This window comes from Stutzerimonas chloritidismutans (assembly GCF_020783375.1).
In the GTDB taxonomy this organism is placed as follows: Bacteria; Pseudomonadota; Gammaproteobacteria; order Pseudomonadales; family Pseudomonadaceae; genus Stutzerimonas; species Stutzerimonas kunmingensis.
On record NZ_CP086067.1, the window covers coordinates 3114328 to 3129572 of the forward strand.

At 62.2% G+C, this 15245-nt stretch carries 16 protein-coding genes; 11 read left to right on the top strand and 5 right to left on the bottom strand.

Annotated features, from left to right (window positions below; genetic code table 11):
- Positions 1 to 221: 221 nt before the first annotated feature.
- The 4 genes from LLJ08_RS14350 (at position 222) to LLJ08_RS14365 (ending at position 3601) form a co-directional block, all read left to right on the top strand.
- The gene (locus LLJ08_RS14350; protein ID WP_042926122.1) at positions 222 to 446 is read left to right on the top strand and encodes a DUF2061 domain-containing protein; all 225 of its coding nucleotides are present in this window, start codon (positions 222 to 224) and stop codon (positions 444 to 446) included.
- 165 nt (positions 447 to 611) lie between these two features.
- A complete protein-coding gene (locus tag LLJ08_RS14355; RefSeq protein ID WP_014819792.1) occupies positions 612 to 1904 on the top strand; it encodes an alpha/beta fold hydrolase family protein in 1293 nt (430 codons plus the stop codon).
- Between the two features lie 4 nt (positions 1905 to 1908).
- A complete protein-coding gene (locus LLJ08_RS14360; RefSeq protein ID WP_228208948.1) occupies positions 1909 to 2664 on the top strand; it encodes an MlaA family lipoprotein in 756 nt (251 codons plus the stop codon).
- A 94-nt stretch (positions 2665 to 2758) separates the two neighbouring features.
- Entirely contained in the window at positions 2759 to 3601 is an 843-nt protein-coding gene (locus tag LLJ08_RS14365) for a pirin family protein (RefSeq protein ID WP_228207324.1), read from the top strand.
- Positions 3602 to 3653: 52 nt separating this feature from the next.
- Here LLJ08_RS14365 and LLJ08_RS14370 read toward each other — a convergent pair whose 3' ends face one another.
- Positions 3654 to 4601: a lipid A biosynthesis lauroyl acyltransferase gene (locus LLJ08_RS14370; protein WP_228207325.1), complete on the bottom strand. Its 948-nt coding sequence runs from the start codon at positions 4599 to 4601 to the stop codon at positions 3654 to 3656.
- Between the two features lie 158 nt (positions 4602 to 4759).
- Here LLJ08_RS14370 and minC point away from each other — a divergent pair, with 158 nt between their 5' ends.
- The 5 genes from minC to LLJ08_RS14395 all read left to right on the top strand — a co-directional run bounded on the left by minC (position 4760) and on the right by LLJ08_RS14395 (position 8751).
- A complete protein-coding gene (minC, locus tag LLJ08_RS14375) occupies positions 4760 to 5485 on the top strand; it encodes a septum site-determining protein MinC (protein WP_228207326.1) in 726 nt (241 codons plus the stop codon).
- A 96-nt stretch (positions 5486 to 5581) separates the two neighbouring features.
- Entirely contained in the window at positions 5582 to 6397 is an 816-nt protein-coding gene (minD, locus tag LLJ08_RS14380) for a septum site-determining protein MinD (RefSeq protein ID WP_003301265.1), read from the top strand.
- Positions 6394 to 6651, top strand: a complete 258-nt coding sequence (gene minE / locus LLJ08_RS14385; protein ID WP_003301267.1) for a cell division topological specificity factor MinE — start codon at positions 6394 to 6396, stop codon at positions 6649 to 6651. The genes minD and minE overlap by 4 nt, the downstream gene beginning before the upstream one ends.
- 61 nt (positions 6652 to 6712) lie before the next feature.
- Positions 6713 to 7348, top strand: a complete 636-nt coding sequence (locus LLJ08_RS14390) for an RluA family pseudouridine synthase (RefSeq protein WP_044314585.1) — start codon at positions 6713 to 6715, stop codon at positions 7346 to 7348.
- Positions 7349 to 7461: 113 nt separating this feature from the next.
- Positions 7462 to 8751: a M18 family aminopeptidase gene (locus LLJ08_RS14395; protein ID WP_228207328.1), complete on the top strand. Its 1290-nt coding sequence runs from the start codon at positions 7462 to 7464 to the stop codon at positions 8749 to 8751.
- Between the two features lie 91 nt (positions 8752 to 8842).
- Here the strand turns inward: LLJ08_RS14395 and LLJ08_RS14400 are convergent, their stop codons facing one another.
- Positions 8843 to 9805, bottom strand: a complete 963-nt coding sequence (locus LLJ08_RS14400) for an NAD(P)H-quinone oxidoreductase (RefSeq protein ID WP_228207329.1) — start codon at positions 9803 to 9805, stop codon at positions 8843 to 8845.
- 174 nt (positions 9806 to 9979) lie between these two features.
- Between LLJ08_RS14400 and LLJ08_RS14405 the strand changes: the two genes are divergently transcribed.
- On the top strand, positions 9980 to 12064 hold the full coding sequence (locus LLJ08_RS14405; RefSeq protein WP_228207330.1) for a carboxy terminal-processing peptidase: 2085 nt from the start codon (positions 9980 to 9982) through the stop codon (positions 12062 to 12064).
- A gap of 99 nt (positions 12065 to 12163) precedes the next feature.
- Positions 12164 to 13960 (top strand): bifunctional diguanylate cyclase/phosphodiesterase, encoded by a 1797-nt coding sequence (locus LLJ08_RS14410; RefSeq protein WP_228207331.1) that lies wholly within the window; start codon positions 12164 to 12166, stop codon positions 13958 to 13960.
- Here the strand turns inward: LLJ08_RS14410 and LLJ08_RS14415 are convergent.
- From LLJ08_RS14415 to LLJ08_RS14425, 3 genes are read right to left on the bottom strand one after another with little or no spacing between them, the layout of a single operon-like run.
- Positions 13927 to 14394 (bottom strand): SEL1-like repeat protein, encoded by a 468-nt coding sequence (locus tag LLJ08_RS14415; protein ID WP_023445463.1) that lies wholly within the window; start codon positions 14392 to 14394, stop codon positions 13927 to 13929. The genes LLJ08_RS14410 and LLJ08_RS14415 overlap by 34 nt on opposite strands.
- Entirely contained in the window at positions 14394 to 14762 is a 369-nt protein-coding gene (locus LLJ08_RS14420) for a hypothetical protein (protein WP_003301276.1), read from the bottom strand. Before LLJ08_RS14420 ends, LLJ08_RS14415 begins: the two co-directional genes overlap by 1 nt.
- Complete coding sequence (locus LLJ08_RS14425; protein WP_014819782.1) at positions 14759 to 15088, bottom strand: helix-turn-helix transcriptional regulator; 330 nt, start codon at positions 15086 to 15088, stop codon at positions 14759 to 14761. The genes LLJ08_RS14420 and LLJ08_RS14425 overlap by 4 nt, the downstream gene beginning before the upstream one ends.
- Positions 15089 to 15245 lie beyond the last annotated feature (157 nt).

Consider the following 15245-nt stretch of genomic DNA (forward strand, 5'->3'; position numbering starts at 1 on the left):
GGGTCGGATGAACACCACCCGACTTTGGTCTGAATGCAGTTCACAAAAACACCCGTCGTAGAGCCGTTCAGCCGCGGAAAATGGGGCGCCGCAACAAATCCACATACAAATAGTGTGGCGCTATGTCGCACATGCGAAACGTTGATTTCAGACATTGCCCGGGCTCGACCAGACTCTCTCCATCGCGAGAACGATTCTCGACTGCACAAGGAGACGGGGCCATGCTGAAGACCGTGACGTTCACCCTGATGCACTTCTGCATCGCCTTTTCGGTGACCTATGCACTGACTGGCAGCATCGCCATTGGCGGCCTGGTCGCCACCGTCGAACCGCTGTGCAACTCGGTGGGCTTCTACTTCCACGAGAAGCTCTGGCAGCGTTTCGAACGCAGTCCGGCAGGCAAGATGCCCATCCCCAAACATGCCTGGCTGCACCATCACGCCTGAGGCCTCGTCATTTCTCATCCTGCGCAGGGATCGAATCCGCAACCGCGCTGCCATAGTGAAGTTGGCTTGCGTTGTGCGGCCGATGCAGTTCTATTGGGACAGGTAGCGCGGGACGCCGTCGCTGCCTTGCCACAGGCCAACCGGGCCTGTTAACGGAGAAGCACCATGCAGCTGTTGTTGCGCCTGACCGCCCTGCTCGCCCTGGTCGTTGCGCCTGTCCACGCCGCCGACCTGACTGTCGAGGAGTACGGCTTCCCGCTGTCCAACCCCTTCGAAGCCACGATCGCCGGTACGCCCAACGAGCTACGCGCCGAAGTGCCGACCGATGACGATATCGACCAGGCCGACTACAACCTGCGCCTGCGTCCCGAACGCGAGTTCACCCTGCCGGACAACTTCTGGCCGGTCAAAAAGCTGCGTTATCGGCTCGCTCGGCAAAGCGGCCCCGCGCCACTCATGTTCATCATTTCCGGTACCGGCGCGCGCTATTCGGCAGGCAAGACCGAAGCCCTGAAGCGTCTGTTCTACGGCGCCGGCTACCATGTGGTGCAGTTGTCGTCGCCGACCAGCTATGACTTCATGTCCGCCGCCTCGCGCTACGCAACACCCGGCATCAGCAGCGACGATGCCAAAGACCTGTACCGGGTCATGCAGGCGGTCCGCGCGCAGCACCACAAGCTGCCCGTCACCGAGTACCACCTCACCGGCTACAGCCTCGGCGCCCTGAATGCCGCGTTCGTCAGCCAGCTGGACGAAACCCGTCGCAGCTTCAACTTCAAGCGCGTGCTGCTGCTGAATCCGCCGGTCAACCTCTACACCTCGGTCAGCAACCTGGACAAACTGGTGCAGACCCGCGTCGAAGGCATTAACGACCACACCACCTTCTACGAAGTGATTCTGGAAAAGCTCACGCGCTATTACCGTCAGAAGGGCTATATCGACCTCGACGAGGCTGTTCTCTACGATTTCCAGCAATCGAACCTGAAGCTCAGCGACGAGCAGATGGCGATGCTCATCGGTTCGGTGTTCCGCTTCTCCGCCGCGGATATCACCTTCACCTCCGACCTGATCAACCGTCGCGGCCTGATCACGCCGCCCGAGTATCCGATCAACGAAGGCACCCGTCTGGAGCCGTTCTTCAAGCGCGCACTGCTGTGCAGCTTCGACTGCTACATCACCGAGCAGGTGATTCCGATGTGGCGCGCCCAGTACGACGGCGGCAGCCTGACCCAGCTGATCCAGCAGGTCAGCCTGTACGCGCTGGAGGATTACCTGCGCCAGAGTCCGAAGATCGCCGTCATGCACAACGCCGACGACCTGATCCTCGGCGAGGGTGACCTCGGCTTCCTGCGTCGTACCTTCGGTGATCGCCTGACCCTTTATCCGCGAGGCGGCCACTGCGGCAACCTCAACTACCGCGTAAACACTCAACACATGCTGGAGTTCTTCCGTGGCTAAAGGAATGCTGCTGCCGTTGCTTCTGGCGAGTGGTCTGGCCTTCGCCGAAACGCCGAAGGTGGATGAGGATGGTTTCACCCATCCGCTGCGCAATCTGGAGTTCAATCCCGGCCTGGATCAGCGCGAGTTCGAGCGCGCCACCTTCCAGGCACTGGACGTCTACGATCCGTTCGAGTCGGTCAACCGGCGCATCTACCACTTCAACTATCGGCTCGATCAGTGGGTGATGCTGCCGGTGGTGCGCGGCTATCGCTACGTCACGCCGCGGCCGGTGCGCACTGGCGTGAGCAATTTCTTCAGCAACCTCGGCGAAGTGCCGACGCTGTTCAACAGCCTGGCTCAACTCAAGGGCCAGCGCGCGGCGAACGCCACCGCACGTTTCCTGTTCAACAGCATCCTGGGTGTGGGCGGCCTCTGGGACCCGGCAACGCGCATGGGGCTGCCGCGTCAGAGCGAAGATTTCGGCCAGACCCTCGGTTATTGGGGCGTTCCCCAGGGGCCGTACCTGATTCTTCCGGCACTGGGCCCGTCCAACCTGCGCGACACCACGGGCCGCGTGGCCGACTTCGCCGTCGAGCGGCAGGTGGAGTTTCTGCAGTATTCCGAAACCACCGGGGGCGAGTTGGGCCTGACGGCGCTGCGGGCTGTCAATGCGCGGCATGTCACCAGCTTCCGCTACGGTCAGCTCAATTCGCCGTTCGAATACGAGAAGGTGCGCTACGTCTACAGCCGGGCGCGAGATCTGCTGGTAGAGGAATAATCCACTTAATCGATCTTTTGTAGCGATATTACGCACCCATTGATCGAAGCAACCCACCTACTCTTGGCGAATTCAACCCGAGAGGCATTCGATCATGTCCCAGCGCGAAATTCTTTCCATCACCAGCGGCCGCGCCACATCCGATGGCGCCGGCGTCAGCCTGACCCGCGTCTTCGGCGGCGCTGCCCCGGAGCGCTTCGATCCGTTCCTGATGCTCGACGAGTTCGGTTCCAACGACCCCGACGAGTACATCGCCGGCTTCCCGCCCCATCCGCATCGCGGCTTCGAAACCATCACCTACATGCTCGAAGGGCGCATGCGCCATGAGGATCACATGGGCAATGTGGGGTTGCTGGAGAGCGGTGGCGTGCAGTGGATGACCGCAGCGCGTGGCGTCATTCACAGCGAGATGCCGCAGCAGCAGGAAGGCACCATGCGCGGCTTCCAGCTGTGGTTGAACCTGCCCTCCCACGCCAAGCTCGGCGATCCGGACTATCGCGATTTCGCCCCGGCCGAAATACCGCGACTCACCCTGCCGGGCGGCGTACAGGCCAAGGTCATCGCCGGCGTGTTCAAGGCCGGCGATATCGAGCAGCACGGGATCGTGCAGCGGCCCGATACCGAGCCTCTGCTGTTCGACCTGCAGCTTCCAGCCGAGAGTGCCGTCTCGCCGCAAGTGCCGGAGGGGCATCGGTTGCTCCTCTACGTCTATGAAGGGACGCTGCGGGTGGGCGAGCAGGCGGCGAGCAAAGGCCAGTTGGTTCAGATGTCCCAGGACGGCGAGCTCAATCTGTCCAGCGAACGTGGCGCCCGTCTGATGCTGCTGGCGGGCCGGCCGCTGGGTGAGCCGATCGTGCAGTACGGGCCGTTCGTGATGAACAGCCGAGAAGAGATCGAGCAGGCATTGCGAGACTTCCGGGACGGTACGTTGGCCTGAAGTCCACGTCGTTCTGCCGTGAAGCAACAGGCCCGACGCAAACGGCCGCCCGCTAGGCGGCCGAACGCGTTTTCCTCTTTCTATACAGACCGGGTTCGCCTGCCGGGCGGGTCTTGAAGCGGCGATGAGCCCAGAGGTATTGCTCGGGCAATGCACTGACCGCCTCTTCCACCCATTGATTGATCCGCAGACAGTCCGCCTCTTCACTTTCACCCGGAAAGTTCTGCAGCGGTGGATGGATCACCAGTCGATACCCCGAACCGTCCGCCAGGCGTTCCTGGGTGAAGGGCACGACACGCGCCCTGCCCAGCCGGGCGAACTTGGTCGTGGCAGTCACGGTCGCCGCCTGGATACCGAACAGCGGCACGAACAGGCTCTGTTTGCGCCCGTAGTCCTGATCCGGTGCGTACCAGATGGCGCGCCCGGCGCGCAGCACCTTGAGCATCGCCCGTACATCCTCGCGCTCGATGGCACTCGCATCACGGTTGTGCCGTTCGCGCCCGCGACGCTGGACGAAGTCGAAAAGCGGATTCTTGTGCTCACGATACATGCCATCGATCGTGTGAAGCTGGCCGAGCAGCGCGGCGCCGATCTCCAGCGTGGTGAAGTGCAGCGCCATCAGGATCACGCCCTGGCCTGCGGCCTGGGCCTGCTGCAGGTGCTCGAGGCCCTCTATCCTGGCCAGACGCTGCAGGCGAGCCTGGGGCCACCACCAGCTCATGGCCATTTCGAAGAAGGCAATTCCGTTCGAGGCGAAGTTCTCCCGCAGCAGGCGTTCGCGTTGCTCTTGGCTGAGTTCGGGAAAACACAGCTCCAGATTGCGCCGGGCGATGTAGCGACGCGAACCGGCGAAACGAAACATCAGTGCGCCAAGCCCGCGCCCCAGTTTCAACAGAACCGAATATGGCAACTGGACCAGCAGCCACAGCACGCCCAGGCCCAGCCACAGCGGCCAGAAGCGCGGGTGCAGGAAGTACGCACGAAACTGAGGACGATCCATGAATAGCTCGACAACCGAAGAAGCGACGCATTCTAGCGGCAAACGCCTGCGTTGACCGAGCCCAAGCACACCGGCGATCGCTTCACAGACCGCTCGCGGGTTGCAGGCAGCGACGCGCCCCGCTATAAGTCCTCGCCATTTACCGTAGCAGACAGACCATGAGCCAAGCCGACCTCACCGATCAGTCCCCAGCCTTCCAGCTCAAGGGCAGCATGCTCGCCATCACCGTGCTGGAACTCGCCAGCAACGACATCGAGCGTCTCGACGAGCAACTCGCGGCCAAGGTCGAGCAGGCGCCGGACTTCTTCAATAACACCCCGCTGGTGCTGGCATTGGACAAGCTGCCGGAGGCGGCTCGCGAGATCGATATCGCTGCCCTGGTCAGCCTGTGCCGCAAGCATCGTCTGCGTACCCTGGCCCTGCGCGCCAGCGAACCGTCCCACCTCGAGGCGGCGGCGGTGCTCGATCTGCCGGTGCTGCCGCCTTCAGGTGCTCGGGAACGACAGGTCGACCTGGGCTCGAAAACCCCGGCCAAACCGGTCGAGCCGGTGTATCGCCCGACCCGCGTGGTGACCACCCCCATCCGCGGCGGCCAGCAGGTCTACGCGCAAGGCGGCGACCTCATCGTTCTCGCTCCCGTGAGCCCCGGTGCGGAACTTCTTGCCGATGGCAACATCCATGTCTACGGTCCGCTTCGCGGCCGCGCCTTGGCGGGCATCAAGGGCGACACTTCGGCGCGGATCTTCTGTCAGCAACTCACCGCTGAAATGGTCTCCATCGCCGGCCAGTACAAGGTCGCCGAGGACCTACGACGCGATCCTCTCTGGGCTGAAGCGGTACAGATCAGCCTCTCCGGCGACGTGTTGAACATCACCCGCCTTTAACGGATACTGCCGCGAATTTTCAAGGACCAAACGGGTAATCCTGACGCTGAAACCGGCGAAAGGTCCCGATTTTTTAAATATTTAGGGTGAATCACCTTGGCCAAGATCATCGTAGTCACTTCCGGCAAAGGTGGCGTTGGTAAAACCACCACCAGCGCCGCCATCGGTACCGGCCTCGCTCTGCGCGGCCACAAGACTGTCATCGTCGACTTCGACGTCGGTCTGCGGAACCTCGACTTGATCATGGGCTGCGAACGCCGGGTGGTTTACGACTTCGTCAATGTCATCAATGGCGATGCAACCCTGACCCAGGCCCTGATCAAGGACAAGCGTCTCGAGAACCTCTACGTGCTGGCCGCCAGCCAGACCCGTGACAAGGACGCGCTGACTCAGGAAGGCGTTGGCAAGGTCATCGACGAACTAGGCAAGAATTTCGAGTACGTCATCTGCGACTCCCCGGCCGGTATCGAGAAGGGCGCGCACCTGGCGATGTACTTCGCCGACGAAGCCATCGTCGTCACCAACCCGGAAGTTTCTTCGGTTCGCGACTCCGACCGCATGCTCGGCCTGCTGGCGAGCAAATCGCGTCGCGCCGAGAACGGTGAAGAGCCGATTCGGGAACATCTGCTGCTGACCCGCTACAACCCCGAGCGTGTCACCAAGGGCGAAATGCTCGGCGTCGAAGACGTCGAGGAAATCCTCTCCATCCGCCTGCTGGGCGTGATCCCCGAGTCGCAGGCCGTACTCAAGGCTTCCAACCAGGGTATCCCGGTGATTCTCGACGACCAGAGCGATGCCGGCCAGGCGTACAGCGACGCCGTGGACCGTCTGCTCGGCAAGGAAGTCGCGCACCGTTTCCTCGACGTCAAGAAGCCGGGCTTCCTGCAACGACTTTTCGGAGGCCGCGAATGAACCTTTTCGACTTCTTCCGTGAACGCAAGAAGAAGGAAACCCCAGCCGCGATCGCCAAGGAGCGTCTGCAGATCATCGTCGCCCACGAGCGTGGCCAGCGCACCGAGCCGGACTACCTGCCGGCCCTGCAGAAAGAGCTGGTCGAGGTGATCCGCAAGTACGTCAACATCGACAGCGATCAGGTCCAGGTTGCACTCGAGGACCAAGGCAGCTGCTCGATTCTCGAACTCAATATCACCCTGCCGGATCGCTGAGCGAAACCGGCGTACAGAAACGGCGGCCCACGGGTCGCCGTCTTCGTTTGTGGAAAAGCGAATGCCTCTAAGCGCTATCGAGATCGTCCATCAGGACGCCGCCCTGCTGGTCATCAACAAGCCGACCCTGCTGCTGTCCGTACCGGGCCGCGCCGAAGACAACCGTGACTGCCTGGTGACCCGCCTGCAGGAAAACGGCTATCCCGAAGCGCGCATCGTGCATCGCCTGGACTGGGAAACCTCCGGACTAATCGTGCTCGCCCGCGACGCTGATACGCACCGTGAGCTGTCCCGTCAGTTCCATGATCGTGAAACGGAAAAGGCCTATACCGCGCTGTGCTGGGGCCAGCCCGAACAGGACAGCGGCAGCATTGACCTGCCGCTGCGCTACGATCCGCCGACCAAGCCGCGCCACGTCGTCGACCACGAGCTGGGCAAGCACGCACTGACCTTCTGGCGCGTGCTTGAACGCTGCGGCGACTACAGCCGCGTCGAGCTGACCCCCATCACCGGCCGCTCCCACCAGTTGCGAGTCCATATGCTGTCGATCGGGCATCCGCTGCTCGGCGATCGCCTGTATGCCCACGAGCAAGCCCTGCAAGCCCATGAGCGCCTGTGTCTGCACGCCAGTATGCTCACCCTGACCCACCCGCAAACCGGCGAGCGCCTACGCTTCGAGTGCCCGGCACCGTTCTGATGACGACAAGCACGTGCCATCGCGCGCACTTACTAAATGCAGGCGGTTCCGGTGCGCTTATTACCAGGTGTCGAATGCTATAGACTTCGTGACCTTGCAGTCCGGAGTCCGAAATGCGCAAAGCTCTCAACCAAGGCCTGATCGAATATCTGCAGGCGTCCCCTACCCCGTTCCATGCCACCCAGAATCTCGCCCAGGCGCTACAGGCCGCCGGCTACCGTGCGCTGGACGAGCGCGAGGTCTGGCATACCGAGGCGAGCGGGCGTTATTACGTCACCCGCAACGACTCGGCCATAATCGCCTTCCAGCTGGGCAGCAAGGCGCTCGTCGAACACGGCCTGCGCTTGGTTGGCGCCCATACCGACAGCCCGTGCCTGCGGGTCAAGCCGCAGCCCGAGCTGCAGCGCCAGGGCTTCTGGCAGCTGGGGGTCGAGGTGTATGGCGGCGCCCTGCTCGCTCCTTGGTTCGACCGCGATCTGTCGCTGGCCGGCCGCGTCACCTACAGCCGTGATGGCCGCATCGAAAGCCAGCTAATCGACTTCAAGGTTCCGATCGCGACGATTCCGAACCTGGCGATTCACCTCAATCGGGAAGCCAATCAGGGCTGGACCATCAACGCGCAGAACGAGCTACCGCCGATTCTGGCCCAGATCGCCAGCCAGGAAAGCCCGGACTTTCGCGCACTCCTCGCCGATCAGCTCGGCCGTGAACATGGGCTGGTCGCCGACGTGGTGCTGGACTTCGAACTGAGCTTCTACGACACCCAGAGCGCCGCGGTCATCGGCCTGCACGGTGACTTCATCGCCGGCGCGCGTCTGGACAATCTGCTCTCGTGCTTTGCGGGCTTGCAGGCCTTGCTGAACGCCGAACCCGAGCACACCTGCGTACTGGTCTGCACCGATCACGAGGAAGTCGGCTCGACCTCGCTGTGCGGCGCGGATGGCCCGTTCCTGGAGCAGGTCTTGCGTCGCGTGCTGCCGGATGAGGACGACTTCCAGCGCGCCATCAGCCATTCTCTGCTGATTTCCGCCGACAATGCCCACGCGGTGCACCCGAACTACGCCGACAAGCACGACGGCAATCACGGGCCGAAGCTCAACGCTGGTCCAGTGATCAAGGTGAACAACAACCAGCGCTACGCCACCAGCAGCGAAACTGCCGGCTTCTTCCGCCATCTCTGCCTGGAAAACGAAGTGCCGGTGCAGAGTTTCGTCACCCGCAGCGACATGGGTTGCGGCTCCACGATCGGCCCGATCACGGCCAGTCAGCTGGGTGTGCGTACCGTCGACATCGGCCTGCCGACCTTCGCCATGCACTCGATCCGCGAGCTTGCGGGTAGCCAGGACCTGGCGCATCTGGTCAAGGTACTGACCGCGTTCTACGCCAGCAGCCAGTTGCCTTGAACCGCACCGGGCAGGTCTGCAGCACTGCAAACCTGCTCGATCCATCAAGGCAAAGCGAAATCTGGCTCCGTCCACATCAGGACGATGCGGATCAGGAAAGCGCGCTATCGATCACCAGGGCCACCTTGCCGGACACGGTGTTGCTGGCCAGCGTTTCGAATGCAGCCTCCACATCACCGATGGCAAAGGTTCGCTCCAGACGCGGCGAAAGCTTGCCCTGGGTGAACAGCGGCCAGACCTTCTCTTCCATTTCCGCCAGCAGCCCGGCCTTGTAATCGGCGTCGCGGCTGCGCAGGGTCGAGCCGATCAACTGGATGCGCTTGGCCAGCAAACCAGCCAGATCCATCTCGGCCTTGCGTCCGCCCATCAAGCCGATCATCACCCAACGCCCATCCATCGCCAGCAGCTGCATATTCAATGCGGCGTACTTGGCACCGACCGGGTCGAGGATCATGTCGAACGGACCAAAATCGCGTAGCGCTTCGAGCGAGTCACCACGCAGCACACCACCCTGAGCACCGAGCGACTCACAGTAGGCCAGCCGCTCGGCCGAGCCGACACTGACCCAGCAGGGATTGCCGAAAGCCTTGCACAACTGGATCGCCGCCGAGCCAACACCACTGGCGCCAGCGTGCAGCAGCACCTTGTCGCCGGCCAGTAAAGCGCCCAGGCGATAGAGATTGAGCCAGGCCGTGGCATATACCTCCGGGATAACCGCAGCTTCATGCAGCGACATGCCCTCCGGGGCCGGCAGCGCATGACGGGCATCGACCACCACCTCCTCGGCCATGCCACCACCAGCCAGCAGCGTGCACACGCGATCGCCCACCTTCCAGCGGCTGCGCCCACTGACCTCGGCGACCACTCCTGCGCATTCCAGCCCCAGGATGTCGGTGACACCTGCCGGCGGCGGATAGTGTCCGCCTCGCTGCAGCAGGTCCGCACGGTTCAGCCCGGCAGCAGCCACACGGATACGGATTTCGCCATCGCCGCACGCCGGAGCCGGTCGCTCGGCCCACTCCAGATGCCCCTCGATACCTTGCAATGCCTTCATGCTGCCTCCATAGTGGTTCCTATCTATGCCCACCCAACTGATCGCTCGCTGGCCTTCTTTGACCACCTCAACCATCGGGCTTGTGCTTTCCACCGCCGGACGGAAAACCGAACCGGCGCCTACTTTAGATGGCCTAATATGCGTTATTCCCTAGCCTTACGTCGCCCCCAAGCCATGAAACGTACGCTGACCTGCACTGTTCTCGCCGTCCTTTTCGGCCTTCACGCTTCCCTGGCGATGGCCAAAGCCGTCAGCACGCCGGAGAACTGGGACTACCTGCAACCCGATCGTGACCAGGTCATAGCCAGCCTGAACGTCGTCGAACTGCTCAAGCGCCATCACTACAACAAGCCGCCGCTGAACGACGCGCGTTCGGCAAAGATCTTCGACAGCTACATCCAGATGCTCGATCCCTCGCGCAGCTATTTCCTGGCATCCGACCTCGAAGAGTTCGGCAAGTGGCGCAACCAGTTCGACGACTTCCTCAAGGGCGGCAATCTCGAACCAGGCTTCATCATCTACTCCCGTCATCTCGAGCGCTTGCAGAACCGGTTGAACTACGCCCTGAGCCTGCTCGACAAGGGCGTCGACAGCTTCAACTTCAGCGTCGACGAGGAGCTGCTGGTCGACCGTGAGAAGGCCGCCTGGGCCAAGGACACCGCAGAGCTGGATGACCTGTGGCGCAAGCGGGTAAAGGACGAGGTATTGCGTCTGAAGATCGCCGGCAAGGAGCCGAAGGCCATCGAGGAACTGCTGACCAAACGCTACAAGAACCAGCTATCGCGCCTGAACCAGACCCGTGGCGAGGACGTTTTCCAAACCTACATCAACGCCTTCGCGCAGACCTACGATCCGCACACCCAATACCTGTCGCCGGACAGCGCGGAGAATTTCGACATCAACATGAGCCTGTCGCTCGAGGGCATCGGCGCGGTGCTGCAGAGTGACAACGAGCACGTGAAGATCGTACGCCTGGTGCCGGCCGGCCCGGCGGAGAAGAGCAAGCAGCTGGCGCCAGCGGACAAGATTGTCGGCGTCGGCCAGGCCAACGATGAGATGGTCGACGTCATAGGCTGGCGTCTGGATGAGGTGGTCAAGCTCATCCGCGGCCCGAAGGGTTCGGTCGTGCGCCTGGAAGTCATCCCGGCGAGCAATGCGCCGAATGACCAGAGCAGCAAGGTCGTCGCCATTACCCGCGAAGCGGTGAAGCTCGAGGAGCAGGCAGCGAAGAAGTCGGTGCTGAACTTGGAACACCAGGGGCAGAACTTCAAGCTCGGCGTGATCGAAATTCCGGCGTTCTACCTCGACTTCAAGGCACTGCGCGCCGGGGACCAGAACTACAAGAGCACCACGCGTGACGTAAAAAAGCTGCTCTCCGAACTGGAAGCAGAGAAAGTCGACGGCGTGGTCATCGACCTGCGCAACAACGGCGGCGGCTCACTGCAAGAGGCCACCGAGCTCACCGGCCTATTCATTGATCAGGGTCCGACTGTGCTGGTACGCAACAGCGATGGCCGCGTAGACGTGCTTGCCGATGAACAGACCGGCGCGCTGTACAAAGGGCCGCTGGCCGTCCTCGTCAACCGTCTTTCGGCATCGGCCTCGGAGATCTTCGCCGGCGCGATGCAGGACTACCACCGGGCCTTAATCCTCGGTGGCCAGACCTTCGGCAAGGGCACCGTGCAGACGATCCAGCCTCTCAACCATGGTGAGCTGAAACTGACCCTGGCCAAGTTTTACCGCGTATCCGGGCAGAGCACTCAACATCAGGGTGTGATTCCCGACATCAGCTACCCTGCCGATGTCGACACCAAGGAAATCGGTGAGAGTGCGCTGCCGGAAGCGCTGCCTTGGGACAGCATCCGCGCGGCGATCAATCCGGACATGAACCCGTTCAAGCCGTTCCTCGCCGAGCTGAAGGCACGCCACGAAGCACGCACCGGCGAAAACCCGGACTTCGTCTTCACCCGCGATCGCCTGGCGCTTGCCCAGGAGCTGATGCACGAAACCACCGTCAGCCTCAATGAAGAAAAGCGGCGTGCACAGCAGGCCGATATCGAGAAGCGTCAGCTGGCCTTGGAGAATGCATTGCGCCTGGCCAAAGGTGAGGAACCACTGGCAAAGCTGGAGAAGGAAGACGAAAACACGCCTCACGCGGAAGCGGACAAACCAAAGCCGGAGGATGATGCCTACCTCTCCGAGAGCGGGCGCATTCTGCTCGATTACCTCGGTCTCAGCTCGGCGATGGCCAAGCACTGAATCGAGTGGAACGCTGCGATGTCATCAAATTGACATCACGACATCGTGAAATGAAAGGGCCGCGCTGCGGCCCTTTTCTTTTCACACCCAGAGACCTCCATGACAGTCACCGAGCAGTTGAGCACGCTGGGACATATCCTTGCTCACGGCGACATCACCACCCTGTTCCAACCCATTGTCTCGCTTTCGGAGCGACGCATTCTCGGTTATGAAGCACTCAGCCGTGGACCATCCAACGGCCCGCTGCACTCCCCGATCAATTTGCTCGCCACAGCACGCCACGCCGGCCGGCTTAACGAACTAGAGATGACCTGCCGCGAAACAGCGTGCCGGCGTTACAGCCAGGGGGCGCTACGCGGCAAGCTCTTTCTCAACGCCTCACCGGAAACGCTACTTGACGCGACCCACAAGCCCGGGCGCACGCTCGAGCTGCTGCACACCTATGGGATTTCCGCGGACAACGTGGTCATCGAGCTGACCGAGCAGGCACCGGCCGACGATCTCGAGCTGCTGGACACGGCGCTTCATCACTATCGCTCGATGGGCTTCAGCATAGCGCTCGACGACCTTGGTGCCGGATATTCGAGTTTGCGCCTGTGGTCCGAGCTGCGACCCGACTATGTGAAGATCGACCGCTATTTCATCGACGGCATCCATCTCGACCCCGTGAAGCGCGAGTTCGTCGAATCCATCCTGAAGATCGCCCGCGCATCGCGTGCCCACGTCATCGCCGAAGGTATCGAACTGCGCGAGGAACTGGCGGTGCTGGCCGGCATGGGTATCGATCTGGTGCAGGGCTATCTGCTTGGACGTCCGCTGGAGTTGCCTGCCCAGGACATCGACGAGGTCCTGCCACCCCCGGAGGCCCAGCAGGCGGTCCTGGGCGAGGAGTCCGGCAACCTGTCCGGACTGCTTATCCGACAACCCGCCATGTCCGCAGAACGTCCGGTCGCTGAAATGCTCGAGGCGTTTCGACTGCAGCCGGCCCTGAACTCGATCGCAGTTTTGGACGTTGACGCCAGGCCGGTCGGCATACTTCACCGCAATCTCATTTCCGACGCGCTGCTCAAGCCCTACGCCACCGATCTGCTGGCACGCAAACCGCTTAGCCGCCTGATGAGCACGGATTTCCTCGCTGTCGAGCTCGACCAGTCGTTGCAACAGGTCAGCCGCTTGCTCACCAGCCGGGCGCGCCAAAGAATCGAGGAAGACTTCGTCATCACACAGGCAGGTCAATACCTCGGTCTGGGCCGCGTCATCGATGTTCTGAGGTTGATAACCGAACTGAAGATTCAGCAGGCGCGCCACGCCAATCCCCTGACACTGTTGCCGGGCAACGTACCTATCCAGCAGTGCCTGACCCGCCTGCTGCTACAGCGACGTAGGGCGATGGTCTGTTACGTCGACATCGACAACTTCAAACCTTTCAACGATCTGTATGGCTATGCCAAAGGCGATGAAGTGCTGCTGTGCCTGGCCCAATGCCTGAACGACCGGGTCGACCCACAGATGGATTTTGTCGGCCATATTGGCGGGGATGATTTCATGCTGGTGCTGAGCGGTCACGACTGGGAGCAGCGCATTGCCGACTTGCACAGCGCCTTCGCGCTTCGCAGCAGCGCCTTCTACCAGCCAGAACACCTCGCGGCCGGCTGCTTTATTTCCACCAGCCGTGACGGGCGTAAACAGCGCTATGCCCTGCTGTCACTCTCGATCGGGATCGTCAGCGTGCACCCGGAGCACACTGACCGCCTGGATGCAGGCAGGCTCGCCGCCCTTGCTTCGGAGGCCAAGCGCTATGCCAAACAGGTGAACGGCCCGAGCTTCCACCTGCTCGATGCAGGGCAGCCAACGGCGGATGCCTACAACCCCAGCTGCTCCGCCTTCGCCTTGTAACGATCTGCCTGCTGGGGGTCTGCGGCCAGGCCGTGGCCGCCGGCACGATACAGTTGCTCGAGGCGAACCGCCGCCAGTGGATGCCCTGCCTCGGCCGCCTGGGACCACCAGCGCGCCGCCTCACTGCCATCCGGGCCGTGGGAGGCATCTTCGCTGAGGCTGATGACGCCCATCTGATATGCCGCTTTCACATCTCCCGCCTTGGCCGCCAGCCTTAGAAGGCGAACGCCTTCCAGCTTGGCACCATAGCCGCGCCCGCGGAAATACAGGATATGACCGTAGAAACTCTGCGCCGCCACGTCGCCCAGTGCCGCCATCCGCGCGAATTGCCCTTCCATCCAACGCCAGATCTTCGGCTGCTGAACCGCGTAGTGCGACGTCATCAATTTGCGGGCAGTTAAATAACCGAGCCTTGCACGCAGCCTGCCCAGCATCAGAGCTCCTCCGAATAAACGAACTCGAAAACGCGCGCCACTTCTCCCGCATGCCAGGATGCAGCGGCGGCACCGTCCGCCGGCCCCGAGAAGCGTCCCAACCGCGCAGCACACTCGAAAAAGCCCGTGCGGGGCAAACGACTAGCACCCTGACTGATGACCAGTGCGCTGCGCAACGGGCGCTCCGAGCGGGCGTCCAGCGCAGCGAGGTGCTCCAGCGCGGCGGTAAGGGTTCGCATGGCGGGTGTGGGCAACTGGAGCCGCTCGACCAGCGCACGGTAGGTCACCAGATGTCTCTGCCGGCGAGCGGCATCCAGTTCGGCAAGCAGCGCCTGCCAGTGGTGCCGGCTGATGGATACTGACGTCAAGCGTCGCCCTCCCAGCCGGCAATTTCCAACGCACGTGCCAGTGCTCGACGAATCGCAGCATCGGGTTCGCGCTCTCCCGCCTCGATCAGCCCCAGGTAGGCTGGACTGATCCCCACAGCGCGCGCCAACGCCTCTTGTGAAAGCCCCTTGGCCTCACGCAGAGCGCTCAGCTCGACCAGGGACGGACGTGACTGAGCGCCACTGGGTGCGACATCAGTGGCAACGGCCGATTTGACACCGACCGCATTCAAAAGCGCCTGGTACTCGTCCCACGGCAGTACGGCGTATTCCGGCGAGCCGTCACGCATGATGACCTGTACATTCATCCGTATTTTCCCCAGGCGTCTTCGATCAGATGCGGAATCTTAACAGCCCTTGCCGCTCCTTGAAGCTACCAACCTGCCGCATGCGTTAGTGAATCGGGATAGAGACCGCAAATGCTCATCCGGCACCGACAAACGGCGGCGCTACACACGCCGCTGC

Coding starts and splice junctions, on each gene's coding strand:
- LLJ08_RS14350 (WP_042926122.1), top strand. CDS start 222: ATGCTGAAGACCGTGACGTTCACCCTGATGCACTTCTGCATCGCCTTT.
- LLJ08_RS14355 (WP_014819792.1), top strand. CDS start 612: ATGCAGCTGTTGTTGCGCCTGACCGCCCTGCTCGCCCTGGTCGTTGCG.
- LLJ08_RS14360 (WP_228208948.1), top strand. CDS start 1,909: ATGCTGCTGCCGTTGCTTCTGGCGAGTGGTCTGGCCTTCGCCGAAACG.
- LLJ08_RS14365 (WP_228207324.1), top strand. CDS start 2,759: ATGTCCCAGCGCGAAATTCTTTCCATCACCAGCGGCCGCGCCACATCC.
- LLJ08_RS14370 (WP_228207325.1), bottom strand. CDS start 4,601: ATGGATCGTCCTCAGTTTCGTGCGTACTTCCTGCACCCGCGCTTCTGG.
- minC (WP_228207326.1), top strand. CDS start 4,760: ATGAGCCAAGCCGACCTCACCGATCAGTCCCCAGCCTTCCAGCTCAAG.
- minE (WP_003301267.1), top strand. CDS start 6,394: ATGAACCTTTTCGACTTCTTCCGTGAACGCAAGAAGAAGGAAACCCCA.
- LLJ08_RS14390 (WP_044314585.1), top strand. CDS start 6,713: ATGCCTCTAAGCGCTATCGAGATCGTCCATCAGGACGCCGCCCTGCTG.
- LLJ08_RS14395 (WP_228207328.1), top strand. CDS start 7,462: ATGCGCAAAGCTCTCAACCAAGGCCTGATCGAATATCTGCAGGCGTCC.
- LLJ08_RS14400 (WP_228207329.1), bottom strand. CDS start 9,805: ATGAAGGCATTGCAAGGTATCGAGGGGCATCTGGAGTGGGCCGAGCGA.
- LLJ08_RS14405 (WP_228207330.1), top strand. CDS start 9,980: ATGAAACGTACGCTGACCTGCACTGTTCTCGCCGTCCTTTTCGGCCTT.
- LLJ08_RS14410 (WP_228207331.1), top strand. CDS start 12,164: ATGACAGTCACCGAGCAGTTGAGCACGCTGGGACATATCCTTGCTCAC.
- LLJ08_RS14415 (WP_023445463.1), bottom strand. CDS start 14,394: ATGCTGGGCAGGCTGCGTGCAAGGCTCGGTTATTTAACTGCCCGCAAA.
- LLJ08_RS14425 (WP_014819782.1), bottom strand. CDS start 15,088: ATGAATGTACAGGTCATCATGCGTGACGGCTCGCCGGAATACGCCGTA.